The organism is Pseudomonas sp. GL-B-12 (assembly GCF_019955895.1).
Classification (GTDB): domain Bacteria; phylum Pseudomonadota; class Gammaproteobacteria; order Pseudomonadales; family Pseudomonadaceae; genus Aquipseudomonas.
In genome coordinates this window covers 380,102-404,449 of record NZ_JAHBCX010000011.1, presented here as the reverse complement: position 1 = coordinate 404,449, position 24,348 = coordinate 380,102, and the positions used below count along the sequence as shown (strand labels likewise).

General features: G+C 60.4%; 18 protein-coding genes. 5 read left to right on the top strand and 13 right to left on the bottom strand.

Annotation, left to right across the window (positions count from 1 at the left end):
• Positions 1 to 2: 2 nt before the first annotated feature.
• From KGA85_RS07945 to fdnG, 3 genes are read right to left on the bottom strand one after another with little or no spacing between them, the layout of a single operon-like run.
• Entirely contained in the window at positions 3 to 656 is a 654-nt protein-coding gene (locus tag KGA85_RS07945; RefSeq protein WP_223453841.1) for a formate dehydrogenase subunit gamma, read from the bottom strand.
• On the bottom strand, positions 653 to 1,588 hold the full coding sequence (gene fdxH, locus KGA85_RS07940; RefSeq protein WP_223532402.1) for a formate dehydrogenase subunit beta: 936 nt from the start codon (positions 1,586 to 1,588) through the stop codon (positions 653 to 655). Before fdxH ends, KGA85_RS07945 begins: the two co-directional genes overlap by 4 nt.
• Entirely contained in the window at positions 1,589 to 4,654 is a 3,066-nt protein-coding gene (gene fdnG / locus KGA85_RS07935; RefSeq protein WP_223453845.1) for a formate dehydrogenase-N subunit alpha, read from the bottom strand.
• A gap of 311 nt (positions 4,655 to 4,965) precedes the next feature.
• Here fdnG and KGA85_RS07930 point away from each other — a divergent pair, with 311 nt between their 5' ends.
• A complete protein-coding gene (locus tag KGA85_RS07930) occupies positions 4,966 to 6,120 on the top strand; it encodes a MalY/PatB family protein (protein WP_223453847.1) in 1,155 nt (384 codons plus the stop codon).
• A gap of 178 nt (positions 6,121 to 6,298) precedes the next feature.
• On the opposite strand, the gene KGA85_RS07925 is transcribed toward KGA85_RS07930, so the two are convergent.
• Both KGA85_RS07925 and KGA85_RS07920 read right to left on the bottom strand, forming a co-directional pair.
• A complete protein-coding gene (locus tag KGA85_RS07925) occupies positions 6,299 to 8,572 on the bottom strand; it encodes an ATP-dependent DNA helicase (protein ID WP_223543040.1) in 2,274 nt (757 codons plus the stop codon).
• Positions 8,569 to 10,236 (bottom strand): VRR-NUC domain-containing protein, encoded by a 1,668-nt coding sequence (locus tag KGA85_RS07920; RefSeq protein WP_223543039.1) that lies wholly within the window; start codon positions 10,234 to 10,236, stop codon positions 8,569 to 8,571. The genes KGA85_RS07925 and KGA85_RS07920 overlap by 4 nt, the downstream gene beginning before the upstream one ends.
• 195 nt (positions 10,237 to 10,431) lie before the next feature.
• Between KGA85_RS07920 and KGA85_RS07915 the strand changes: the two genes are divergently transcribed.
• Positions 10,432 to 10,656 (top strand): YgdI/YgdR family lipoprotein, encoded by a 225-nt coding sequence (locus KGA85_RS07915; RefSeq protein ID WP_223453853.1) that lies wholly within the window; start codon positions 10,432 to 10,434, stop codon positions 10,654 to 10,656.
• 137 nt (positions 10,657 to 10,793) lie between these two features.
• On the top strand, positions 10,794 to 11,465 hold the full coding sequence (locus KGA85_RS07910) for an MliC family protein (RefSeq protein ID WP_223453855.1): 672 nt from the start codon (positions 10,794 to 10,796) through the stop codon (positions 11,463 to 11,465).
• 46 nt (positions 11,466 to 11,511) lie between these two features.
• On the opposite strand, the gene KGA85_RS07905 is transcribed toward KGA85_RS07910, so the two are convergent.
• From KGA85_RS07905 to KGA85_RS07890, 4 genes are all read right to left on the bottom strand, one after another.
• Positions 11,512 to 12,597, bottom strand: a complete 1,086-nt coding sequence (locus KGA85_RS07905; RefSeq protein ID WP_223534874.1) for a polyamine ABC transporter substrate-binding protein — start codon at positions 12,595 to 12,597, stop codon at positions 11,512 to 11,514.
• Between the two features lie 76 nt (positions 12,598 to 12,673).
• Positions 12,674 to 13,015 (bottom strand): cupin domain-containing protein, encoded by a 342-nt coding sequence (locus KGA85_RS07900; RefSeq protein WP_223453859.1) that lies wholly within the window; start codon positions 13,013 to 13,015, stop codon positions 12,674 to 12,676.
• 43 nt (positions 13,016 to 13,058) lie between these two features.
• Positions 13,059 to 14,465, bottom strand: a complete 1,407-nt coding sequence (locus KGA85_RS07895) for an NAD(P)/FAD-dependent oxidoreductase (RefSeq protein WP_223532394.1) — start codon at positions 14,463 to 14,465, stop codon at positions 13,059 to 13,061.
• Positions 14,466 to 14,515: 50 nt separating this feature from the next.
• Positions 14,516 to 15,331, bottom strand: a complete 816-nt coding sequence (locus tag KGA85_RS07890) for a helix-turn-helix transcriptional regulator (RefSeq protein WP_223532392.1) — start codon at positions 15,329 to 15,331, stop codon at positions 14,516 to 14,518.
• A 265-nt stretch (positions 15,332 to 15,596) separates the two neighbouring features.
• Between KGA85_RS07890 and KGA85_RS07885 the strand changes: the two genes are divergently transcribed.
• Positions 15,597 to 15,869 carry a DUF1652 domain-containing protein gene (locus tag KGA85_RS07885; RefSeq protein ID WP_223453910.1) on the top strand — a complete coding sequence of 91 codons (273 nt, stop codon included), beginning with the start codon at positions 15,597 to 15,599 and terminating at the stop codon, positions 15,867 to 15,869.
• A gap of 57 nt (positions 15,870 to 15,926) precedes the next feature.
• On the opposite strand, the gene KGA85_RS07880 is transcribed toward KGA85_RS07885, so the two are convergent.
• Positions 15,927 to 18,401 (bottom strand): UvrD-helicase domain-containing protein, encoded by a 2,475-nt coding sequence (locus tag KGA85_RS07880; protein WP_223453864.1) that lies wholly within the window; start codon positions 18,399 to 18,401, stop codon positions 15,927 to 15,929.
• A 279-nt stretch (positions 18,402 to 18,680) separates the two neighbouring features.
• Here KGA85_RS07880 and KGA85_RS07875 point away from each other — a divergent pair, with 279 nt between their 5' ends.
• On the top strand, positions 18,681 to 19,376 hold the full coding sequence (locus KGA85_RS07875) for a pirin family protein (RefSeq protein ID WP_223453866.1): 696 nt from the start codon (positions 18,681 to 18,683) through the stop codon (positions 19,374 to 19,376).
• Positions 19,377 to 19,550: 174 nt separating this feature from the next.
• Here the strand turns inward: KGA85_RS07875 and pgm are convergent, their stop codons facing one another.
• The 3 genes from pgm to KGA85_RS07860 form a co-directional block, all read right to left on the bottom strand.
• Positions 19,551 to 21,197, bottom strand: a complete 1,647-nt coding sequence (gene pgm, locus KGA85_RS07870) for a phosphoglucomutase (alpha-D-glucose-1,6-bisphosphate-dependent) (protein ID WP_223453868.1) — start codon at positions 21,195 to 21,197, stop codon at positions 19,551 to 19,553.
• A 113-nt stretch (positions 21,198 to 21,310) separates the two neighbouring features.
• Positions 21,311 to 22,711 (bottom strand): PLP-dependent aminotransferase family protein, encoded by a 1,401-nt coding sequence (locus tag KGA85_RS07865; RefSeq protein ID WP_223532388.1) that lies wholly within the window; start codon positions 22,709 to 22,711, stop codon positions 21,311 to 21,313.
• 40 nt (positions 22,712 to 22,751) lie between these two features.
• Positions 22,752 to 24,242, bottom strand: a complete 1,491-nt coding sequence (locus tag KGA85_RS07860) for a hypothetical protein (RefSeq protein WP_223453873.1) — start codon at positions 24,240 to 24,242, stop codon at positions 22,752 to 22,754.
• Positions 24,243 to 24,348 lie beyond the last annotated feature (106 nt).

Sequence of the window (24,348 nt, the reverse complement as noted above, 5' to 3'; positions counted from 1 at the left end):
TGTCAGCCCTTTTTGGTGATCGGTGGCTTGGGAGCTTCGTCGCGGGTCACTTCGCGATACCAGAGTTCGTGGTGTTTCCTCGCCCAGCCGCGGCTGACCCAGCCGTGCAACATGGCGCTGACCGAGCCCTTGATCCAGATGCCGGCATAGATGTGCACGATGATGCTCAGGATCAGCACAAAAGCGGCCAACGCATGCAGCAACATCGCCCAGCGTATCGCGGTGATGCCGAAATACTCGCTGAAGTACGCACGCCAGATCACCAGCCCGCTGAACAACAGCACCAGCATGCACAGCAGTAAAGTCCAGAACAGCAGCTTCTGCCCGGGGTTGTACTTGCCGATGGGCGGAACACCCTCCTCTTCATTTTTCATCACTCGGTCGATGCGCTTGAGCCACAGGCGATCATTGGCGATGAAGTAGTTGGCGCGCCAGAAACGCAGCACCAATCCGAGGAACAGCAGGAACATCAGCACACCCATGAACGGGTGCAGGATGCGTGTCCATGGCCCGCCGCCGAACAGGTTGCTCAGCCAGAACAGCGCCGGGTGGAACAGCGCCAGCCCGGACAGCCCGGCCATGAGGAACAGAATCGCCACCAGCCAGTGATTGGTGCGCTGGTTGCTGGTGTAGCGCAGGATCGTCTTGTTGCTCATGGCCTGCCCTCCCCACGGGGATCGAAGGTGTGCACCGACGGATCGACTTCATGCACGGCGTTGTCCGGCGGCTCCGGATGTTCATCCTCTTCGACGACTTGCGGGCCGACGCGCACGTAGTGGAAGAACCCGGCCAGCACCGCCGCGCCCATGGCCAGCAGTGCCAGGGGTTTGCTGATGCCTTTCCACAGCCCCACCAACGGGCTGATCGCCGGGTGATCGGGCAAACCGGCGTACAGCCTTGGCGTATCGGCGTGGTGCAGCACGTACATCACGTGGGTGCCGCCGACGCCTTCGGGGTCGTACAGGCCGGCGTTTTCAAAGCCCCGGCTCTTGAGGTCGACGATGCGCTCGGCCGCATGCTCCTTCATGTCGTCCTTGGAGCCGAACACGATGGCACCGGTCGGGCAGGTTTTCACGCAGGCCGGTTCCAGCCCTACCGCCACCCGGTCCGAACACAACGTGCATTTGTAGGCCTTGTGATCCTTTTGCGAGATCCGTGGAATGTTGAACGGACACCCGGTGATGCAATAGCCGCAACCGATGCAATGATCCTGATCGAAATCGACGATGCCATTGGCGTGCTTGATGATCGCCCCCGGGCTGGGGCATGCCGCCAGGCAACCGGGCTCGGCGCAATGCATGCAACCGTCCTTGCGGATCAGCCATTCCAGGTTGCCGGCGTCGGTCTCGTGCTCGGTGAAGCGCATCAACGTCCAGGTTTCGGCGGTGAGGTCCTGAGGGTTGTCGTAGGTGCCATGGTTGTGACCGACTTCGTCCCGCAGTTCGTTCCATTCCGAACAGGCGACCTGGCAGGCCTTGCAGCCGATGCATTTGGTGGTGTCGATCAGCTTGGCGACTTCCTCCATGCCACGCACCGAGGGTGCAGGTGTGGTGGTGGCCGAGCGGGCAATGATGTCTTGGCTGGCCATTTAGACTTTCTCCACGTTGACCAGGAATGACTTGGATTCCGGGGTCTGGGTGTTGCCATCGCCGAGGAACGGCACCAGGGTGTTGGTCAGGTAACCGTGGCGCGTGAGGCCGGTGAAGCCCCAGTGCAACGGAATGCCGATCTGGTGCACCACCTGATTGTTGACCTGCAGCGGACGAATCCGCTTGGTCACCACCGCCACCGCTTCGATGAAGCCACGCTTGCTGCTGACCCGCACCCGATCACCGGCGACGATGCCTTTTTCTTTGGCCAGCACTTCACCGATCTCGACGAATTGCTCCGGTTGGGTAATCGAGTTGAGCTTGCAATGCTTGCTCCAGAAGTGGAAATGCTCGGTCAGCCGGTAACTGGTGGCGGCGTACGGGTAATCCTTGGCCACGCCGAGGGAATCCCACACCGAATCGAAGATCCGCGCCGCCGGGTTGCTGGTGGCTTTCTTGTTTTGCGGGTGCAGCGGGTTGATGCCGATCGGCGTCTCGAACGGCTCGTAGTGTTCGGGGAACGGGCCTTCGTTCATCTTGTCGACGGCAAAGAATCGCGCCACGCCCTCGGGGTTCATGATGAACGGATTCATCCCCGCTTCCGGCGGCACGTCGGCCTTGTAGTCCGGCACATCGGTGCCGCCCCAGGTTTTACCGTTCCACCACACCAGGCGTTTTTTCGGATCCCACGGCTTGCCTTGCAGGTCTGCCGAGGCGCGGTTGTAGAGAATCCGCCGGTTGGCCGGCCAGGCCCATGCCCAGCCTTGATGCTGGTGCATGCCGAATGGGTCGCTGTTGTCGCGGCGGGCCATCTGGTTGCCCAGTTCGGTCCAGCTGCCGCAGAAAATCCAGCAACCGGACGCCGTGCTGCCGTCATCCTTGAGCTGGCCAAACCCGGCCAGTTGCGCATTGGCCTTGATCGCCGCCCCCGTGGCGTCGGTGAAGTCCGTGGTGGCGGAGCCGTTGATTTCCTTGGCCAGCTCTTCTGGCGAAGGTTCGGCGGGGATCTTGTACGGCCACGACAATTTGAGCAGCGGATCGGGGTATTTGCCGCCATTGGCCTGATAACGCTGACGCAGGCGCATGAACAGCTCGCTCATGATGCGGATATCGGTCTGCGCTTCACCCGGCCCGTCGGCGCCCTTCCAGTGCCATTGCAGCCAGCGACTGCTGTTGACCAGCGAGCCGTCCTCCTCGGCAAAACAGGTGGTGGGCAGGCGAATCACTTCGGTCTGGATGTCGGCGCTTTTCACGTCATTGTACGGCCCGACGTTATGCCAGAACTCCGAGGTCTCGGTGGCCAGCGGATCCATCACCACCAGCCACTTCAACTTCGCCAACGCGAGCATCACCCGGTTTTTGTCCGGCAGCGCGGCAATCGGGTTGAAGCCCTGGCACAGGTAGCCATTGACCTTGCCCTGGCCCATCAGGTCGAACACCTTGAGGATGTCGTATTGGGGAATGTCCAGTTTCGGCAGGTAGTCGTAGGCCCAATTGTTCTCGGCTGTGGCGTTGGCGCCGTACCAGGCTTTCATCAGGCTGACGTGGAATTTGCCGTAGTTTTGCCAGTAAGACAGTTGCCCCGGGCGCAACGGTTTTTGCGTGCGCTTGACGATGTAGGCGTTGTAGTCCTGTTCGGCATCGCCGGGTAGCGAGAGGTAGCCCGGCAGTGAGTTGGACAACAAGCCCAGGTCGGTCAGCCCCTGGATGTTGGAGTGTCCGCGCAAGGCATTCACGCCCCCGCCCGGCATGCCGACGTTACCCAGCAGCAGTTGCACCATCGCCGCGCTGCGGATCATCTGCGAACCGATTGAGTGCTGGGTCCAGCCCAGGGCATAGAGAATGGTCATGGTCTTGCCCGGTTGCGAGCAAGTGGCGATCTCCTCCCAGATTTTCTGCATGGCATCGACCGGCATGCCGCAGATCTGGCTCGCCAGCTCCCTGGTGTAACGGCTGTAATGCTGCTTCATCAATTGATAGACGCAGCGTGGGTCTTGCAGGGTCGGGTCGACCTTGGCAAATCCGTCTTCACCGAGTTCATAGCCCCAGCCGGATTTATCGGTGTAGAGGCGCTTGGCCGCGTCGTAGCCACTGAAAATCCCGTCCTCGAAGCCATAACCGGCTCTGACGATGAACGACACGTCGGTGTAGTTGCGCACGTATTCGTGCTGGATCTTGTCCTCGGTCAGCAGGTAATTGATCAACCCGCCCATGAAGGCAATGTCGGTGCCGGTGCGGATCGGCGCGTAATAGTCGGCCACCGAGGCGGTCCGGGTAAAACGCGGATCGACCACGATCAGCCGCGCCTTGTTGTGCGCCTTGGCTTCGGTCACCCATTTGAAGCCGCACGGATGCGCTTCTGCTGCGTTGCCGCCCATCACCAGAACCAGATTCGCGTTGGCGATATCGGTCCAGGTATTGGTCATGGCACCACGGCCGTACGTCGGGGCAAGACTTGCCACCGTCGGGCCGTGTCAGACACGCGCCTGGTTATCGAACCCCAGCATGCCGAGACTGCGCACCACCTTGTGGGTGATGTAGCCGGCTTCGTTGGACGCCGCCGATGCCGCGAGGAAACCGGTGGTCAGCCAGCGGTTCACCGTTTGGCCCTGGGCGTTCTTCTCGATGAAGTTGGCGTCGCGGTCGGCCTTCATCAGGTCGGCGACGCGATCGAGCGCTTCATCCCAGGAGATGCGGGTCCACTCAGTGCTGCCGGGTTTGCGCACCTGCGGGTATTGCAGGCGGCCGGGGCTGTGAATGAAATCCAGCAGGCCCGCGCCTTTGGGGCAAAGGGTGCCGCGGTTGACCGGGTGGTCGGCGTCACCTTCGATGTGGATGATGTTTTGCGCGACATTCTTCGCCGTATCGCCCTGGCTGTACATGATCAAGCCGCAACCGACCGAGCAATACGGGCAGGTGTTGCGGGTTTCATGGGTGTGGGCGAGCTTGAAATGACGCACCTGTTCGGCAAAGGCAAGTGTCGGGGCCATGCCCAACGCGCCCAGGCTAGAGCCTGCAAGGCCGATACCGGCGACCTTGAAGAACTGACGACGGCTGAGATCCATCGTGCACTCCTGATCAGGTGGAACCCGGTACATGGCCGGGCTTTATTGAACAACCACGGTCGGGGCAGTCTGGCTGCCGACACTACAAACTGTAGTCAATGCTGTCGAATTCACCATGACAGCCGACCGTCGGGCGATTCCCCGATGCGAACCAAGGCATACAACCTGTAGGAGCGAGCCTGCTCGCGAAGAGGCCAGCAGGTCCGGCATGAGTGTCGACTGACACTACGCTTCGCGAGCAGGCTCGCTCCCACAGGGATTGGCGCTTATCATGGCTGCCATGTTTAACCCGGCCTTTATGAGATTTGCGCATGACTTTCGATTTTGATCAGGTGTTCGACCGCCACCACACCGGCAGTACCAAGTGGAGCCGCTACCCGGCCGACGTGTTGCCGATGTGGGTCGCCGACATGGATTTCGCCGCGCCGCCGGTGATCATCCAGGCCCTGCAAAAGCGACTGGAACACCCGATGGTCGGCTACAGCGTGGCCCAGGATGACCTGCGCGAGGCGATCGTTGCCGATCTCTGGAACAAGTACGCCTGGCGCGTCGAACCCCAGGAACTGATTTTCCTGCCGGGCGTCGAGTCCGGTTTCAACATGGCGTTGAAGGCACTGGTGCAGGCGCCACAGAATGTCGTTGTGCAGGTGCCGAACTACCCGCCGCTGCGCCATGCGCCCGGGCATTGGGGCCTGAACAAGGTCGAACTGAATTTCGATGCACAAGCCGACGGCACCTACACCACTCCCCTGGATACCCTGAGCCAGTCGCTGCAAGGTGGTGGCGCACTGCTGCTGAGCAACCCGCATAACCCGCTGGGCAAGGCTTTCCCCCGCGCAGAGCTGCAAGCCATTGCCGACATTTGCCTCGAGCATGATGCCTGGATCATTTCCGACGAGATCCACGCCGAGTTGTGCTTCGACGGTCGCCAGCACATTCCGATGGCGACCCTGAGCCCACAAGTCGCCCAGCGCACCATCACGCTGATGTCGGCGAGCAAGGCCTACAACATCGCCGGCCTGAAGACCTCGTTCATGATCATCCAGGACCGCCACCTGCGCGAGAAGGTCAACCACGCCCGTTGCGGCATGGTCGACAGCGTCAATCCGCTGGGCATGGAAGCCACCCGCGTCGCCTACAGCGAAGCCGCGCCATGGCTGGCCGAGCTGAAGGACTACCTGCAAGGCAACCGCGATTTCCTGGCCGAGGCCGTACGCACCCGCTTGCCGGGCATCACCATGAACCCGCCGCAAAGCACCTACCTGGCATGGCTCGATTGCACGGCACTGGGGCTGGACGACCCGCAACAGTTCTTCCTGGAACAGGCCAAGGTCGGTTTGAGCGCCGGCCTGGACTTCGGCGATGACTGCAAGCAGTTCGTGCGCCTGAACTTCGGCTGCCCACGTTCGCTGCTGGAAGAAGGCATTGCGCGGATGGAGCGCAGCTTGCGCCACCTCAAGGCCTGATACTCCCCCTCAAGTCAAAGGCAATCCCCTTGTGGGAGCGAGCCTGCTCCGGGCGGCGATCCGACGATGGCGTCCTGTCAGTCGACATTGATACTGGCTGACACTGCGCTATCGTCGGATCGCCGCCCGGAGCAGGCTCACTCCCACAGGGCGGCAACCCTATGCTGTGATGCTCCGACTAATTGAACCGATGCAAGCCTGTTATGGCCCACCAACGCGGTAGCAACTGCCTGACCTTGCTCTCGCCAAAACGGTCGTCGATCAACATCACCACCCCTTGATCCTGTTGCGTACGGATCACCCGTCCTGCGGCCTGCACCACTTTCTGCACACCGGGATAAAGGTAGGTGTAGTCATAACCGGCACCGAAAATCGCGGCCATGCGCCGTTTCAGTTGCTCGTTCACCGGATTGAGCTGCGCCAGCCCCAACGTGGCGATAAACGCGCCGATCAACCGGGCGCCGGGCAAATCGATGCCTTCACCGAAGGCCCCGCCCAGCACCGCAAAGCCGATACCCTGGCCGTCGGCGTGGAACTGATCGAGAAACGCCTGACGCTGCGCTTCGCCCATGCCTCGGGACTGCGACCACAGAATGATATGTGGATGTTTCTCGGCGAGTAACTGCGCCACCTGCTGCAAGTAATCGAAACTGCTGAAAAACGCCAGGTAATTGCCGGGGCGCTCGCAGAACTGTCTGGCGATCACGTCCACGATCGGCTCAAGAGACGACTGGCGATGCACGAACCGCGTGGAGATCTGGTCGACGATGTGCACTTGCAGTTGATCGGCGTGAAACGGCGACTCGACGTCGATGCACACCGTGTCCGCCGGTGTTCCCAGCAGATCGGCGTAATAGTGCCGGGGGCTGAGGGTCGCGGAAAACAGCACCGTGCTACGCGCGGCGGTCAGGCGCGGGCGGATGAACCCGGCGGGGACCACATTGCGCAGGCACAGTTGCGAGAGGTTGCGCTGGCGCTCGAGGTCGCGCTTGCTGATGTCGAACAGGAACTGCTCATCGAACAGTTCGGCGACCCGGCAAAAGTGCAGCATGTCGAAGTAAAACCCCTGCAGCGCACTGTCCAGGCCTTGAGGGTGATCGTTGAGGTAGTCACCGATGCTGGCGCTACACGATGACAGAGCCTGAAGGAGCTTTTCCGGCGCCTTGTCATAGGCCTGATAGGCGCCGGTTTGTGCGTTATGCAGGGCATTCCACTCGCGGTTGACCCGCTGCATCGGTTTTTTCAGCACTTCGGGCGCGGTTTTGCGCACGCCGTTGAAGGTCGCCTGATCGAGGCTGGCGCTGTACATCTGCCGGCCGCGCTCCACCAGGTTATGGGCTTCGTCGACCAGCACCGCGACTTTCCAGTTGTTGGCCTGGGCCAGGCCGAACAGCAACGCGCTGAAATCGAAGTAATAGTTGTAGTCGGCAACCACCACGTCGGCCCAACGCGCCATCTCCTGGCTCAGGTAATACGGGCAGACATCGTGCGCCAGGGCAACGTCGCGCAAGGCGCTCTGGTTCAACAGGCTCAGTTGGCTGGCCGCCTGCCGTGCGGCGGGCAGGCGATCGTAGAACCCCCGGGCCAGTGGGCAGGACTCGCCGTGGCAGGCTTTGTCCGGATGTTCGCAGGCTTTGTCCCGGGCGATCATCTCCAGCACCCGCAATGGTGGCGCGTCGGCGCTGTTTAGAATCACTTGCGCGGCGTCCAGGGCCAGTTGCCGTCCCGGGGTTTTCGCCGTGAGGAAGAACACCTTGTCCAGTTGCTGCGGCGCCAGGGCCTTGAGCATGGGGAACAAGGTGCCCAGGGTCTTGCCGATGCCCGTGGGCGCCTGGGCCATCAGGCAGCGCCCCGTGCTGACGGCCTTGAACACCGACTCGGCCAGATGACGCTGCCCCGGTCGAAAACCGGCATGGGGAAAGGCCAGGCCCTGCGCCGCCCGATTGCGCCCTTCACGATGGGCGACTTCCTGTTCGGCCCATTGCAGGAACCGCGCGCAATGTTGTTCGAAAAATTGTTGCAGCTCGGTGGCGTCGAAAGGCTCGACCAGGCAGGTTTCCTTTTCGCTGACGATGTCGAAATACACCAGTGCCAGATTGATCCGTGCCAGATCCAGTTTCCGGCACATCAACCAGCCGTAGATTTTCACCTGGGCCCAATGCAATTGGCGGTGGTTGGCCGGTTGTTTGCTCAAGTCGCCGCGGTAGGTCTTGACTTCCTCCAGACAGTTTTGCCCGGGGTCATAGCCATCCGCCCTGCCCTTGACCGTCAAGGTCTGATACTGGCCTTCGAGGGTGACTTCGCTTTGGTAGCCCTCGCTGCGCCGCGAGGCCACCGTACGGTGGCCGACGATGCCTTCCAGCGCAGTCGGTGACGGTGTGAAGCGCAGATCGAGGTCGCCGACCTTGGCGGTGAACTCGCACAGCGCCCGAACCGCAATGCTGTAGCTCAATCGCCCGGCTCCGCCCATTGCACGTAGCACACGGCGATGGGCATCTGGTGTTCATGGCAGAACTCCAGCCAACGCAGCTGGTTGTCCTGCAGGCGATCGCCCGGGCCTTTGACTTCGATCATGCGGTAGGTCTTTTGCTGCGGCCAGAACTGGATCAGGTCCGGCATGCCGGCGCGATTGGCCTTGATGTCCAGCAACAGGCGGTTGAACCAGTGCTTGAGGTGCTCGGCCGGGAGGCAATCGAGGGCTTGCTCCAGCAACTCTTCACTGAGCACGCTCCAGAACACGAACGGCGACTGCACGCCCCACTTGGCGGCATAACGTTCGCGGATGGTCTGCCGATAGCGCCCATCGTCGAGTTCGGCCAGGCACGCCTGAAACAGTTCGGCCCGGCGGGCCTGGAAGTCTTCGCTGAGCAGGTCCACCGGCCCGCGCTGGAACGGGTGAAAAAATGCCCCCGGCAACGGCGCGAAAATCGCTGGCCAACACAGCAGGCCAAACAGTGAATTGACCAGGCTGTTTTCCACGTAGTGCACCGGCGCCGACTCTTGCGCCAGATGCGCCTGAACGTAGAACTCCACCGATAATGCCGGGTCTGTCCTGGGCAATTGCAGGTCCAGGCGCTGCATTTCCCGGGGCGCTGCCCGCTTGATGGGCGGCCCGCCGAGCTTGCGCCGCAGGCGTGGCAGCACACGGAGCAACTGCTGGTGTTCGGCGGCGCTTTCTGGAGCCTGTTCGGCCTGTACGGCCAGGTCCATGGCCTGCTCAAACTGGCCGCTGCGTTCCAGCACGCGAATGAACCGCGCACGCGCGCCGGGATAAGCGCATTCGCGGTAGAGGTTCAGGGCCATGGAGAAATCCGCGATGCGTTCGCAGTACTGGGCCATCTGGAACAGCAGCTTGCCGCGCCGGCGTTGCAACCACGGATTATCCAGCGTCAGGCCCTTGATCCGCTCGGCCACCTCTTCCAGCGCTTCACCGGCCTCGAATTGTTGCTGGTACGCGTGCAGGAGGACGCAGGCATCCACGTCTTCGCGGCTACGCAAGCCACGGGACTCGGCGCAGAATTCGACTTTTTCGTAGGTGTAGATACCGAGGTCGGCGAGCACGAACTCCGACCAGTCCTGATACAGGTTGCCGAAAAACATCAGCCGCAGGCGATCACACAATTGCATGATGGTCAGGCTGAACAGGCGCTCGTCCAGGTTGGGGCACCAGTCGTTGAAGCTTTGCACCTGGGGAAACTGTTCGCACAGCGCTGGCAACCAATCGGCTTTCTTGCCTTTGGGTTGATCGATGACCGGGCCAAAGGCCTGGAGGATTTCATCCTTGAGCAGCAGTTCGAACAGCGCTTGGACCGTCAATGGCATTCGCTCATCGACCCAACCGAGCGCTAACAGCGGCCCGACGGCGCTGCAGATATCACCAATTTCGTCGTAGTGCAGTTTGCCCGCCCTGAAATGAACGCCCTTGCGCATGACCATTCTGACCAGCAGTGCCTGCGATTCACGGGGCAACCGCTTAAACTCATGAATGAAACGCTGCTCGTCGACGCTCAGCACATCGGCAAAGCGCAGTTCAAGCCAATCAAGCACTTGCATGAAGTTGTTCAAGTAATAGAACGGATCGTCGAGGGGATTTGCGGTCACTGGAAAATGGGCCATGGCGAGAGGTACTGGTTATGCATACAGATACCAGTTCTACGCTGCGCGGTGCAATCGGAAAAGGATAAATGGCGGCGCTGTACGGAATTTTCCCCGGGCAGTAGAACTTTCTGCCTCCTGGCGGCACCAACCGCCATACAGGTGCAGTGACAGCCTCGGGCTGATGGCGCTGCTTTATACGAACGGGAGGTGTTCATGGACATCAAGACTTTGGGCTTGCCCCTGGCTGTAGCGGCCCTGCTGGCGCTGGCCGGTTGCTCGACGCCAACGGTGGTGACGCTGCAGAACGGCACTCAATACCTGACCAAAGACATACCGAAGACCAAAACCAAGGACGGGTTCTTTGAGTTTGAGGACATTTCGGGGGCGATGGTGAAAGTCAGGGCCGATGAAGTGGCGACGATTCGCGAGGAAGACTGACGTTTATCCTGGCACGATGTGGCAGGTTTCGAGCACTGCTTTACACTCGATAGACCCCGTGCGACCGAATGACTGTGCAACGCTTCGACACAGGCGTTGCAATACGGGCATCACGCAAAGACTCAGGTGACGCCGAAATGAAAATGGTCATGCCACTTCTGGCCTCTGTGCTCGCCGTCAGCGCGTGCGTGACGGCGAGCGTGTGTGACGCCGCCAAGAAGGCCAAGCCAAAGCCCTTGCCAACGTACAAAACCAGTTTCGATTGCGCCACGCCCCAGGCATCCGCCGAAAAGCTTATCTGTCACGACGCTCAACTGGCGCGCATGGACCTGGAGCTCAATCGCCTTTATCTCCTGGCGCTCACGGATGAACATTCCGTGCCGCGCCCGAATAAAGTCGAGATAGATCAGCGGTTCTGGATTGAGTCGCGTAACCAGTGTGGTACCGGGCCGCAAGCCAAGGCGTGCGTCGTGCGAAGTTATGCCGAGCGTGCGTTCCAACTGCGCCAGGGCTCGGCCATTGCGAGAACCAAGGACCCAAGCAGGCTCACCGAAGGCCCGTTGGCTTATCGTTGCGCAGGGTTTAACGCATTGGTTGCCGCAACCTTCTTTACGGTCGAACCGGGCGTGGTGTTCCTGAAATGGGCCAACACCTCGGTTACGCTGAACCAGGTGCCGAACAATTCCGGAACCCAGTACACGGGCAAGGACTACAAAGGCAGCTACAGCTTCTGGCAAATCGGCGATGACGTGTTTTTCCAGATACCCGGCTCAGGCCAGATGAGTTGCGCAGCCGAGCCGGTCGGCTGATGGCGATGGCAACGGGACGTCCTGTCCCGATTGCCTGACCAGGCCTTCAGCTGCCAGTGCGAATCTTGTTCCACACTCGCGTGCGAATCCGGTCGATGTTCAACGGCATGGCTTCCAGGGCAAACAGCTTGCCCATCATTTCCGGGCTTGGGTAAACCTTGGTGTCGTTCTTGATGGCCGGGTCGATCAGGCTGTCGGCCTGTTCATTGCCATTGGCGTAATGCACATGGTTGCTGATGCTGGCCATGACGTCCGGGCGCAGCAGGTAGTTCATGAAGGCGTAGCCGGCCTTTTCATCCGGGGCATCGGCCGGCATGGCAACCATGTCGAACCAGATCGCTGCGCCTTCCTTGGGAATCGAGTAGCCGATGTCGATGCCGTTCTTGGCTTCCCTGGCGCGGTTTTCCGCTTGCAGGATGTCACCGGAGAAGCCGACCGCGACGCAGATGTCGCCGTTGGCCAGGTCGCTGGTGTACTTGGACGAATGGAAATAGCTGACATACGGCCGCACCTTCATCAGCAGGGCTTCGGCCTTCTTGTAGTCTTCCGGGTTCTTGCTGTGAGGCGGCAGCCCGAGGTAGTTCAACGCCGCTGGTAGCAGCTCAGGGCCGTTGTCGAGGATGGCCACCCCGCACTTCTGCAACTTCTGCATGTTCTCGGGTTTGAAGATCAGGTCCCAGGAGTCCACCGGGGCGTTGTCCCCCAGCACGGCCTTGACCTTGGCAATGTTGTAGCCGATGCCGGTGCTGCCCCACAGGTACGGGAAGCCGCGCTCGTTGCCCGGATCGTTGGTCTGCAACGCCTTGAGCAACACAGGGTTGAGGTTCTTCCAGTTCGGCAGCTGACTCTTGTCGAGTTTCTTCAGCGCGCCGCCTTCAATTTGCCGGGCCATGAAGTGGTTGGACGGGAACACCACGTCGTAGCCGGATTTGCCGGTCATCAACTTGCCATCGAGGGTTTCGTTGCTGTCATAGACGTCATAGGTGACGTCTATGCCAGTTTCTTTCTGGAAGTTTTTCGTGGTGTCTGGCGCGATGTAATCCGACCAGTTGTAGATCTTGACGGTTTCGGCGGCCTGGCTGATCGATGCAACCAGCATCAGCGGGGCCAGAGTCAGTGTCTTTCGGAGCATGAGTCGATTCCTGTAGGGTTTTTTTTGTTGGCAGGCAATCAAAGGATCAGCTTTCAAATTTCAAAGAATTGAAAATTCAAAAAATCAGGACATAGGTCTTGCGCACGGTTTCCTGGATGTCCCAGATGCCGAGGCTGTTGGCCGGCAACATCAGTGCGTCGCCGGCTTCTATGCGCAGGGGCTCGCCGCCGTCCGGGGTGAAGGTGCAGCGGCCCTGGATGAAGTGACAGAATTCCTGGGCGACGATCTGCCGCCGCCAGCGCCCAGGGGTGCATTCCCAGACGCCGGTCTCGACGCCGTCGTCGCGCTCGACGCTGGTGGTCGACGCCACGGCCACGGGGGTGCCCAGGGGCACGGCGACCGGATTGGATTCGTCCAGTTGCAGGGTTGCGGTGTTCTTGAATTGCGTGATGCTCATGGGGATACCTGTCGATGTAGCCTGTAGATGAAGAGCGCGCCGTTTAGTGCATGAAACCTTCCATGAAACCAGCGACCCCGCTGGCCAGCTTGCGCCGCCAGGGCGCAGTGGCCGGGTTGGCCAGGGTCTGGTCCTCATGGACAAAGCTGCGGATGATCGCGTTGTAGCCGAGCCAGCGGATCGGCTCCGGCTCCCAGGCCCGCAGTGCGTCGAGGCCGCGCTGGGGGATGACCCAGGGCTGGCGCACCAGATCGGTGTCGCGCCCCAGGATCAAGTCGGCCAGCGTGCGGCCGCCCAGGTTGCTGGCGCCAACGCCCTCCCCGCCATAACCGCCCGACAGAGCAATGCCGTTGGCCCGATCGCAAAGCATGTGCGGCTGGAAATGCCGGGACATGCCCAGGTTGCCGCCCCAGGAATGGGTGATCTGCACGTTCTTCAACTGCGGGAACAGTTCACCGAACAGGTAGCGCCGCAGGTGTATTTCGTCAGTGGTCAGGTCGAAGTCGTGGCGCAGCTTACCGGCGAACTGGTACCCGCCACGGGCGCCAAAGATCAATCGGTTGTCAGCGGTGCGCTGACCGTAGGTGACCTGGCGACTGGCCTCGCTGAACGCCTGGCCGCGACTCAGGCCGATTTCGTCCCAGGTGGCCGCAGACAATGGTTCGGTCGCGACAATCAGGCTCTGCACCGGCATCTGATAACGCCCCAATGGCGGCAGCGTGACCGAGTAGCCTTCTACCGCCGGCACCACCCAGCGACCGCGCACCGAAGCTTTCGCCGTGCGCAGGCTGCCGGACTGCCAATGGGTGACCGGGCTGTTTTCGTAGATTCTGACGCCCAGGCGCTCCACCGCCCGGGCCAGCCCGCGTACCAGCTTGGCCGGGTGTATGGTCGCCACGTGCGGCGCGTAGATACCGCCGTAGGGTTTGGTGACGCGAATCTGTTGCGCCAGTTGCTCCGGGGTCAGCCAGCGATAGTGGCTGTCGTTGAGGCCCTGGCGATGGAGATCGTCCAGGTAGTGACGCAGGCTGGTCTCCTGCTCCGGATAGCGTGCGGCGCAATACAGCACCCCGCCTTTACGGTAATCGCAGTCGATCTCCTCACGTTCGAGGACAATTTTCACTTCATCCGGAATGCTGTGCAACAAAGCGTAGGAGGCGCGGCGCTCTTCGGCCGACAGCGCGGCCAGCAGGCGATCTTCACCCAGCAAGTTGCCCATCAACCAGCCGCCATTGCGCCCCGACGCGCCGAAACCGGCGGTTTGCGCTTCGACGATGGCGATGTTCAGGTCTGGTTTGTGTTGCTTGAGGTAGTACGCGGTCCAGAGACCGGTATAACCCGCACCGATGATCGCCACGTCGACATCCAGGTCCCGCTCCAGCGCCGGACGCGCCAATAGCGGCTCGTCGAGCTGGTCCATCCACAAACTGATAGTGCGCCACGCCGGCATGCAAGACTCCGCCACTCAAACTTCGATGGCGTCGATCCTAGTGCGTGGGCTCAGGCGCTGTCTTGCGCGCGTGCACGCAAAGAAATTTGTTTGACGTAGGCCTTGGGGGACTGGCCGGTGTGCTGGCGGAAACAGCTGTAGAACGCCGACAGCGAATTGAATCCGGCAGCGAAGGCCAGCTCATCGATGCGCAGTGGCGGTGTGGCGGCATCCAGCGCTGCAAGCAAATGTTGCAGGCGTGCCTGGTTGACGTAGCGGTAGAAGCTCTGGCCCAGCACCTGATTCAACAGGTAGGAAATCTGGTTGCGGCTGTAGCCACACTCCTTCGCCACTCGTTGCAGATCGAGCTCCGGGTCCAGATAAGGCTGTTGACCCTGGAAATACTGCTGCAGGTCATCGGCCATGAAGCTCAATTGGCGCGGCGACAGGCCGAGCCGGCTGACCGCCGGGCGCTGGTTGCTGGAAGCTTTGTTGCCGGGTTGTTCGTGCACCAATGAAGCGTATTCGTTGACCCGCCAGATCAGCCCATCCTTGACGGTGATCGCTTCGCTGGCGCGAAACGACACCAGCCCTTCACCGCCGCGCAAGGTGATGCGGTACTGAATGAACGCGGTATTGCCGTCCAGTCGAATGCGGTCGGAATGCTCCAGCGCTTCATCCGGATCCCGGGGCATGCTGCTGCGCACATATTCGCGCAACTCGGCCAGGCCCATGACCCGGTTCTGGAAAAAATCGTTGTACTGGACCTCAGGGTGATAAAGCGCCATGACGCCGTCCAGATCCCGGTGCTTCCAGCGCAAGTGATAGCGCATGACCGTCTCGCCCGTGGCCTGGGTTTGCAACGGGCCATCATCATCGGCGTGCATTGAACATCTCGACGGGAAAACACCGAGCTTGCCCAACTTCGGCTTTGTCTTCAACGACTAAACCGATGAAGGCTGGTGCGCGCAAGTTGCCGATAAGCGTGAGCTGAATCAAAAAAATGGCGGCAATCGCCAAACGGCCTGAAAACTCCACATTATTTTCACATCCGGATGCTACTTTTAAAAACTGTCACTGGTTGAACCAATGAAGGTTCTTCCCTCCTACCATGAGCTAAAGGAAGCGCTCGAAAATGAAGGCGGGTTACACATGAATAGAGGGTTCAGTAAGGTCACGTTTCCAAACGCCTGCCAGCTGATGCGCTGGCATTTTCATCCCATGGGTTTCGAGGCGAGCATGGACGCGCCGGGCAGCATGATTGCCCGTCTGTTTAATCGTGCCACTGGCGAGACCATGATCGCCATTGCCGGTATTCCGTGCGCCACCGTCATGAATGCCGCGGATGTAGAGCGAATAATCGAAGCGGTGGAGGATGAACTTGAAGCTTTCGTACCACCTCAAGCCTTCAGAAGTTATGCATGAAGGTTGTCCACAAAAGAAGCCCACATCAGGTGGGCTTTTTTGTGGGCCAATATTCGCTCAAGCAGAAGCCTTGCCCTGCCGATGGTCGACAAAGAACGCCTTGCCCTTGCCGATCCGGTCGGAGGCCTTGGGCATGTTCGCGGCCTGGGTGTCTTGGGCATCGACGTACCAGTAGCAATGGCTGACGGCGCGGGTAATACCCACGTAGGCCAGCCGCAGGATCTCGTCCTTCTGGGCGTTGTCGTAGGGCTCACTGTCACCGGCCTTGCCCAGGCCCGCCATCCGGTAAACCTGATTCTTGTAAGGTGAACTGGTCAGGTGCTGGCAGTCGCCCAGCAAAAACACCGCATCGGCCTGGAGGCCCTTGGCGCTGTGATAGGTCAGTTGCTTGAGCCTGCGCGCCTCATACGGCAAGCTAGAATCATCATTAACTACTGACTGAATATGCTCTTCTATCAATAACTTATCGCTGCTTTTTCGATAAAGCATCAAGATCGAATCGCCCTTTCGGTAATGCTCCATCAAGCGCTGGGCCATGCCCTGGTCATCACGATCGAGGACGTTCACCGGCAGCAATGCCTTGGGTTCACCGCTGGCCTTGGCTTTCTTCCCGGCAATCGCCGGTGCTGCACGTACGATGTGCTCGGCGGCATCGATGATGTGCTGGTGGCTGCGGTAGTTGTCGCTGAGCATTACCTTGGTGGTGCTCGGCGACGGGAACTCCTTGTTGAATTCCATGAAGTAGGTCGGCGAACTGCCGCGCCATCCATAGATGGACTGCCAGTCATCGCCCACACAGAGCAGCGAGGAACGCTGGGCTCCGCGCCCTACGTGCATGGCCGGCCCGCGACTGCGGATCTCTGCCAGGCTGGCCCTGATCCAGGAGACGATCTGCGGCGAGACATCCTGGAATTCGTCGATCATCAGGTGTGACAGCGGCCGCAGCAGATCATCGCCGAGCAGTTTGAAATTCTCCGGCGAATGCTCGCTGAACAGGGCGAACATCCGGTTGTAGGTCATGATCGGCGGTTTCTGATCGAGCAGATGATCTTCCAGCGCCCGCCAGTAAAGGCTCAAGGCTTCGAAGAAGAACCGGTCGGGATCGTCCTTGGCGAAACTCATCCGACCTACCGCGCTCGGCACATCCAGCCCGAGGTTTTCGATGAAGCCGGCGGCGGCGACAAAACAATCCAGCAACGGCGCTGAAGCGAGCTCGCCCTTGACCTTGTAATCGAAGCCCGGCCCGGCGCTGGCATCGCCGGCGAGCGAGGCCAAGACACGCTTTGATGATTCGTAACTATCCAGCCATATCAATGGCTTACGACAGAAAGCTTGAAACAGGGTGCGCTTTACTGCCCACTCTGCACGCACTGTCAGCTTGGCGTTTGGTCGCGTGACCTGCGGGTTTTCCCGAGGATCGAACCCCAGCACCACCCAGGCATCCAGGGACGGGATGTAGCCGTGACAATGGAATGTCGAACCGTTGATATCGAACGACTGGCGATTCGGTTCGATGCCCTTGATGGGCCAGGCACCGGCGCGAAACCATAGGTCCTCGATGGCGTCGCACAGTTCTTCATCGCGCTTGGCCGCAAGCTCGGTAACGCCCATGCGTTTCTGCACATCCGGGTGATCGCGCTCCAGCTCCTTGAGTTGCAGGGCATGCCGGGACAATGGCTTGATCAGCTCGCGAAAACGCTCATCGTCACTGTGCAAACGGTGATAGCAGGCGTTGAGTTGTTGACGTTGAGCGTCGTTGATGCGCAGATCGAACGGATTGCTGTCGACCTCCTCGTCACCCTGTGCGGCCCGCAGGCTGAGGTTCTCGAAAGCCTGCAAACGCTCGAAACCGGGAAGACTGCGCACCATCGGCAGGATCCGCGAGTGAAAGGTGCGCACCAGATCCCGCGCCTCCTTGAAACTGATCGCGCGGCCCCAGAGTGCAAACAGTTCGATCAGCTTGTTGATGAAGTCCTTGCGCGATTCACGGGTGAAGGTCACCACCGTCATTGAACTCAGTTCGAAACCCAGGTAATGGGTCAACAGCAAGATACGCAGCACCAGGGTGGTCGATTTGCCTGCACCGGCACCCGCGATCACCGAAGTGGACGGTGTATCGCTGAAGATCATTTTCCACTGTGCGGCGCTGGGTTGGGCATGGGCTGGCAGCAAGCGGGCGACATCGGCCTTCATGCGCTTCTTCAACTCGGCACTCAACGGCAGGCGCCAGTCGTCGAACAGCAGGTCATCGACATTCGGCGGTCGGTGTTCAGTGCAGCGCGAGTCGCGGATCAGCAGGACCTGCCGACCCTCCTCCAGCCCTTCGAGCTTGCCTTCCTTGTAGCCGTAATCGACCCCGGCGCTGTGACCGCTGCGAAAACCGTCGGCCTGGCCATGCAACCACGACGCACGATGCTGTGCGTGCAGGCGGGTCAGGCTGTAGCCGAAGAATCGGGCGAGCAATCGCTTGATCAGCGGCATCTCGGCCAAGGGGCGAAGTTCAGGAGGAAAATCGGGGGTGTGTTGCGGCACGCGGACTGACTCCAGGGTGTGAGGCTGTTGAGCGCTATGGTGTCTGCATTTGCCCTTGAGTTCTAGTGAATTGCTTATGACTCATTGGCTTATGCGATGAAGTGAAGGCTGGGTGAGAACCTTTCGAGTTCGTTTTATATCAATCCATTCGATGGGAATGCTGCATTTTTTACGCTTTTTATCGATTGTTGCCTGTTGGATGATGGCCGTCATCACTCACCGGTCTCGCTTCGTGGCTCAGGCACCTGGCCCCATGACGAACCTTTTCTGGAGACGATCATGCTTGAACTCAGACCTTTCAACACCCTCGGCGGCGCTCACCACGGCTGGTTGGATGCTCACCACCATTTTTCGTTCGCCGAGTACTACGATCCCAAGCGCATGAACTGGGGCAACCTGCGGGTCTGGAACGACGACGTGATCGCTCCCGGCACCGGTTTCCCGCAACACCCGCACCGCGACATGGAAATCATCACCTATGTCCGCGAAGGCGCCATTACCCACCAGGATAACCTTGGCAACAAGGGCCGCACCGAAGCCGGTGACGTCCAGGTCATGAGCGCCGGCACCGGCATCGCCCACAGCGAGTACAACCTGGAAGCCACGCCGACCAGGATTTTCCAGATCTGGATCATCCCGAATGAGTCCGGCCTGGCCCCGTCCTGGGGCGCCAAGCCGTTCCCGAAAGGCAACCGCGAAGGTTTTGTCACCCTGGCCAGCGGCAAGGAAGGCGACGATCAGAGCCTGCGCATTCGCGCCGATGCGCGGCTGGTAGCGGCCAACCTGAAGGCCGGCGAGTCTGCCGAATATCCGCTGGACATGGGGCGTCGTGCTTACCTGGTGCCGGCCACCGGGGTCATTGAAGTCAATGGCTTGCGTGCACAGGCTCGAGATGGTGTCGCGGTTGCTGATGAGCAAGTGCTGCGGGTGACGGCCATCGAGGACAGCGAGATCGTTCTGGTGGATCTGGCGTGATCTTCTGAGTGCAATCCAAAAAAAGGGGCGACCGTATTGGTCACCCCTTTTTTAGTTGCTGCAGCGAGCCCTTTGTGGGAGCGGGCTTGCTCGCGAAAGCGGTGTTTCAGTCAACATTGATGTTGAAGCTGATACCGCCTTCGCGAGCAAGCCCGCTCCCACAGGGTTGTGTGCTTATTTCGCAGAAATGGCACCATCCACCAGCGTTTGCGCCTCAGCCACCAGTTGCTTGAGGTGGTCGTCGCTGACAAAGCTTTCGGCGTAGATCTTGTAGATGTCTTCCGTGCCCGACGGCCGTGCCGCGAACCAACCGTTCTCGGTCATGACCTTGAGACCGCCAATGGCCTGGTCATTGCCCGGTGCGTGGCTGAGGATGCTATGGATCGGTTCGCCGGCCAGTTGGGTCGAGGTGACCTGTTGCGGCGACAGCTTGCTCAACAGCGCTTTCTGCTCCGGATTGGCCTTGGCGTCGACCCGCACCGAGAACGGCTCACCCAGTTCATCGGTCAAGGCGCGATACGCCTGGCTCGGGTCGCGCCCGGTTCGGGCAGTCATCTCGGCGGCCAGCAGGGCCGGAATCAAACCGTCCTTGTCGGTGCTCCAGACGCCGCCGTCCTTGCGCAGGAACGAGGCACCGGCGCTTTCTTCGCCGCCGAAACCGAGGGATCCATCGAACAGGCCGTCGGCAAACCATTTGAAACCGACCGGCACTTCGTACAGGCGGCGACCCAGGCGCTTGGCCACGCGATCGATCAAGCCGCTGCTGACCACGGTTTTACCCACGCCAGCATCGGCGCGCCATTGCGGACGGTTCTGGAACAGGTAGTCGATGGCAACGGCGAGGTAGTTGTTCGGCGCCAGCAAACCACCGGACGGCGTGACGATGCCATGGCGGTCGTGGTCCGGATCGCAGGCAAACGCCACGTCGAAGCGTTGTTTCAGGCCAATCAGGCCTTGCATGGCGTGGCTGGACGATGGGTCCATGCGGATCTGGCCGTCCCAGTCGACGGTCATGAAACGGAAGGTCGGGTCGACCTCTTTGTTCACCACATCCAGGTCCAGGCGGTAATGCTCGGCAATCGCCGACCAGTAGCGCACCCCCGCTCCACCCAGCGGATCGACACCCAGGCGCAGCTTGGCATCGCGGATGGCGTCGAAGTCGATCACGTTGATCAGGTCGGCGACATAGGTATTGAGGTAATCGTGACGATGGGTGGTGCTGGCCTTCAGTGCCTGCTCGTAGCTGATGCGCTTGACGCCAGCGAGCTTGTTGGCCAGCAGTTCGTTGGCCTTGGCTTCGATCCACTTGGTGATGTGGGTATCGGCCGGACCACCGTTGGTTGGGTTGTACTTGTAGCCACCGCTTTGCGGTGGGTTGTGGGACGGCGTGATGACAATGCCGTCCGCCAGGCCGCTGGTGCGACCGCGGTTGTAGCAGAGAATCGCATGGGAAATGGCCGGTGTCGGCGTGTACTCGTCACCAGCGGCAATCATCACGGTCACGCCGTTGGCCGCCAGCACTTCGAGGGCGCTGGCGCCGGCCGGTGTGGACAGCGCGTGGGTGTCGATACCGACAAACAGCGGGCCATCGATGCCTTGAGCTTCGCGATACAGGCAGATCGCCTGGCTGATCGCCAGCACGTGCCATTCGTTGAAACTCAAGTCGAACGAGCTGCCCCGGTGCCCGGACGTGCCGAAGGCAACACGCTGGGTCGAAATCGCAGCATCAGGCTGGCCGGTGTAATAGGCCGTTACCAGTCGCGGGATGTCGACCAACAATTCTGCCGGTGCCGGTTTACCCGCAAAAGGACTGAGTGTCATGCAAAACCTCTGGAATAGAGTGGTTCAGGAATTGGGCCGCAGTTTACTGGCAGTTTGACCGCAAGGCGATGGGATCGATCCAACAGAGTCAAGGGTGTTATTTTTTGTCTCACTCACTCGATCGATTCCAGACGCAGCGCATCCCCCAACAAGCCCAGTGCGACAGCCAGATTGTGATCGCCGCCGAAGGTATGACTCAAGCGCAAATGCTGTCCGTGCAGACCGTGGAGGCTGAACAGTTCGCCCGGCGCGATGACCACTTGATGGGCCAGCAGGCGCTGGAACACACGACGGACATTGACCCGACGCAACGAGCGCACCCAGATCGTTGCTCCGCCTTCAGGCTCGACGAAATGCAAGGCATCCCCCAATCGCTCCTGCAATAGCAGGGTCATTTGACTCTTGCGCTCCTTGAGTAACCGCCGCAGCACCAGCAGGTGTTGATCGATGCGACCGCTGCAGTACAAGCGGGCGATGGCTTTCTGGCGAATCGGCGAGAGACGGAAGGAACGCAGCAGAAAGTGCCGTTGCAGTTCAGCGCTCAAATGCCTTGAAAGCAGATAACCATAGGGCGCTTCAGGCCCGATGATTTTCTCGAACGTAGAAAACACCATCAGCCGTTCAGGGTCCAGCAAGTCTCGAAAGCGCACGCCGCCCAGGTCGAATCCAAGTTCGCCATAACAGTCGTTCTCCAGCACCCAACTGTCATGCGCGGCCAAAAGCCGGGCAATGGCCTGCCTGTTTTCGTCAGGCGCCAGGCTGCCGCGGGGCATATTCAGGGCCGAGGACAGCATCACCAACCTTACCGGTTCGGTATCCAGCAGCATGTTGAGCCGTTCCGGATCCAGGCAGCCATCGGCTTGCACAGGCAACTCGATCACCCGCACGCAGGCGGCTTGAAACAAACGCAGGATCGTCCAGTCGCACGGCGATTCGACCACCACGGTGGCGTCTTTCAAGCCCAGCACGGCGATCAGGATTTCCAGTACACCGCGAAGGTCGGCGCCGATATAGACATCATCGGCGTGCCAGTAACGCATCGGAGACGTGGTGTAGCGGGCTGCCAGGGCGGTGCGCAATTCGAGCTCGCCGCAGGGTTGCGAAGGCGACTGCGGCTGGCGGGGATACTGGCGCAGCAGCTCTCGCTCCAAAAGCAACAAAGGACTGTCGAGCGGCTGCAGCAACGCCGGTTCATCGGTGCTCAGGACCAGCATCCCCGGGCGCCTGGCATTGACATAGACGGCTTCCAGCAGATCGCTGCCGCTGTCCTGCAGGTTGATCGAGGACACTGGCAACGCGTAGTAACCGGACTTGGCCACCGAATAGACGCGCCCTTCTTTCTCCAGCAGCGAATAGGCGTACTGAATGGTCGAGATCGACACATTGAGACGTTCCGCCAGATGCCGCAGCGACGGCAGGCGGATGCGCGAATCCCCTTCAGACTCGTTGATCAGGCTGACCAGGTATCGATAAACCGCCTGATAGGCGAAATCCGTTTCTCGTGGACCTTTCATGGGCGAAGGCCAACCGCACTGGCTGAAAATCCGCCCACGCTCAGTGACCCGCTGACCATTCATCCACCAATGTGATGCCGGCGTCAGGATCGCCCGGCGTATTTTGCGGCCCGCCCCTCTGGATGATTGCTTCAGCCGCCCCGCCAGCGCCTGCTGGCGTCCACTCCGTGCGGTAAAGCTGGCCAACCAGGCTGACGGGCAATCCGCTGACATCAATCATCCATTGCATGATCTGTTCGGCGACTGGATGCCCCTGCATGGCCCGATGCAACTCGGGCATGGCCACCAGCATGCCGGGATGGCACTGACGCAGGAAACGCTCAAGCCCCGCACCTTTTTCGATGAAAGGAGAAAAAAGCAGGCACACCAGCTGTGCTTCGCTCAGGCCCAGGTTCTTTTGCGCTTCGGCCGCCGCTCGGGCGCGCTGCTCGGTCAGTGTCGCCGGGTTGCCGAAGACCTCGATGGCCTGCTCGCACAAACGCTCGGGCAAGCGCTTGCGGCGCATCATCACCAAAGCGCGTTGCAGGTATTGCGCAATGCCGGACTCGTAATTGCGGCCCTGCACGTAGCACGCCTGCAACCCCCTGACGTGCGCCGAGATCAACGGGCTGATGAATTCGTTGTCGCTGATCTGCGCGGACAGTTCGTCCGGCTGGAACCGGAGAAACTCAGTCAGCAATGGCCAGCGCTCTTCCAGGTTGCTGACCAGCAGGTCGTGAATGTCGATGCAGGCCGTACGACGACACGTCTCAAAGCGCTCTTGCGGGCGCCACGGGGCCTGGCCGTAATCGGCGTAGAACGCGTGATAACAGTCGCTGCCCAGTTCATCGAGCAATGCAAACAATCCCGCATAACCGGCCTCTCCCGCGGGCGAAGGCTTGAGCCCTGCCTTGGTGGCGGCACGCTTCAAACCGTCGATGAACTGCTTCTGCTGACGCGGCGTGTCACTGATGAGCAACGCGTCGACACCACCGTCCCAGCGGGCGATTTGTCCATAGAACTCTCCCGTGGCCAGATAACCGTCATCCCACAGGTCGAACCCATCCCGCCACTCCCGGCGATGGCCGATCAGCAGCAGGTTCAGGCGACTGGACTCGCGACCGGCGTCGGAGATCGGCGTCAGGGGGTTGAACGGCAAGACTTCCCGATCATCGACCATCAACACCTCGACCCGGGGATCGTCATAGACAAACAATGCGCTGTTGGTCCGGTGCATGTTTTCCACGGCCGCGCCGTTTGCCCCGTTCAACCGCAACGAGGCTATGCGCAACTGGAATGTCGCCGGCGACCGAGTGGCAATGGTCAACTGCGCAGCACGCAACAGCGCCAGGGTGTAGCAGTTGTCACGGGCCCCGGACTGGATCGCCAACACCTTGTAATCGCCAATGCGCTCCATGCCCCCCGCCGCAACCGCCAGACGCTGAATCAACAATTGCAATGCAGTGCGTTCGGCACGAGAGAAAAAACCCAGCAATCGCTGCAGCACTTGTTGATAGACATAGTTCATCGCTTGGTCATGGATGCTGGTCATCGTTATTTACCTGATACTCGTAAGTTCAACATCGCGCAGACAGCAAATCCCGTTGGACTGTCTGCGCGAATGGAGTCATGGACTTTATTGCCAAATGCTAACACTT

Coding starts and splice junctions, on each gene's coding strand:
- KGA85_RS07900 (WP_223453859.1), bottom strand. CDS start 13,015: ATGAGCATCACGCAATTCAAGAACACCGCAACCCTGCAACTGGACGAA.
- KGA85_RS07905 (WP_223534874.1), bottom strand. CDS start 12,597: ATGCTCCGAAAGACACTGACTCTGGCCCCGCTGATGCTGGTTGCATCG.
- KGA85_RS07920 (WP_223543039.1), bottom strand. CDS start 10,236: ATGGCCCATTTTCCAGTGACCGCAAATCCCCTCGACGATCCGTTCTAT.
- pgm (WP_223453868.1), bottom strand. CDS start 21,197: ATGACACTCAGTCCTTTTGCGGGTAAACCGGCACCGGCAGAATTGTTG.
- KGA85_RS07890 (WP_223532392.1), bottom strand. CDS start 15,331: ATGCACGCCGATGATGATGGCCCGTTGCAAACCCAGGCCACGGGCGAG.
- KGA85_RS07910 (WP_223453855.1), top strand. CDS start 10,794: ATGAAAATGGTCATGCCACTTCTGGCCTCTGTGCTCGCCGTCAGCGCG.
- KGA85_RS07915 (WP_223453853.1), top strand. CDS start 10,432: ATGGACATCAAGACTTTGGGCTTGCCCCTGGCTGTAGCGGCCCTGCTG.
- KGA85_RS07930 (WP_223453847.1), top strand. CDS start 4,966: ATGACTTTCGATTTTGATCAGGTGTTCGACCGCCACCACACCGGCAGT.
- KGA85_RS07865 (WP_223532388.1), bottom strand. CDS start 22,711: ATGAAAGGTCCACGAGAAACGGATTTCGCCTATCAGGCGGTTTATCGA.
- KGA85_RS07885 (WP_223453910.1), top strand. CDS start 15,597: ATGAATAGAGGGTTCAGTAAGGTCACGTTTCCAAACGCCTGCCAGCTG.
- KGA85_RS07895 (WP_223532394.1), bottom strand. CDS start 14,465: ATGCCGGCGTGGCGCACTATCAGTTTGTGGATGGACCAGCTCGACGAG.
- KGA85_RS07860 (WP_223453873.1), bottom strand. CDS start 24,242: ATGACCAGCATCCATGACCAAGCGATGAACTATGTCTATCAACAAGTG.
- KGA85_RS07945 (WP_223453841.1), bottom strand. CDS start 656: ATGAGCAACAAGACGATCCTGCGCTACACCAGCAACCAGCGCACCAAT.
- fdxH (WP_223532402.1), bottom strand. CDS start 1,588: ATGGCCAGCCAAGACATCATTGCCCGCTCGGCCACCACCACACCTGCA.
- KGA85_RS07875 (WP_223453866.1), top strand. CDS start 18,681: ATGCTTGAACTCAGACCTTTCAACACCCTCGGCGGCGCTCACCACGGC.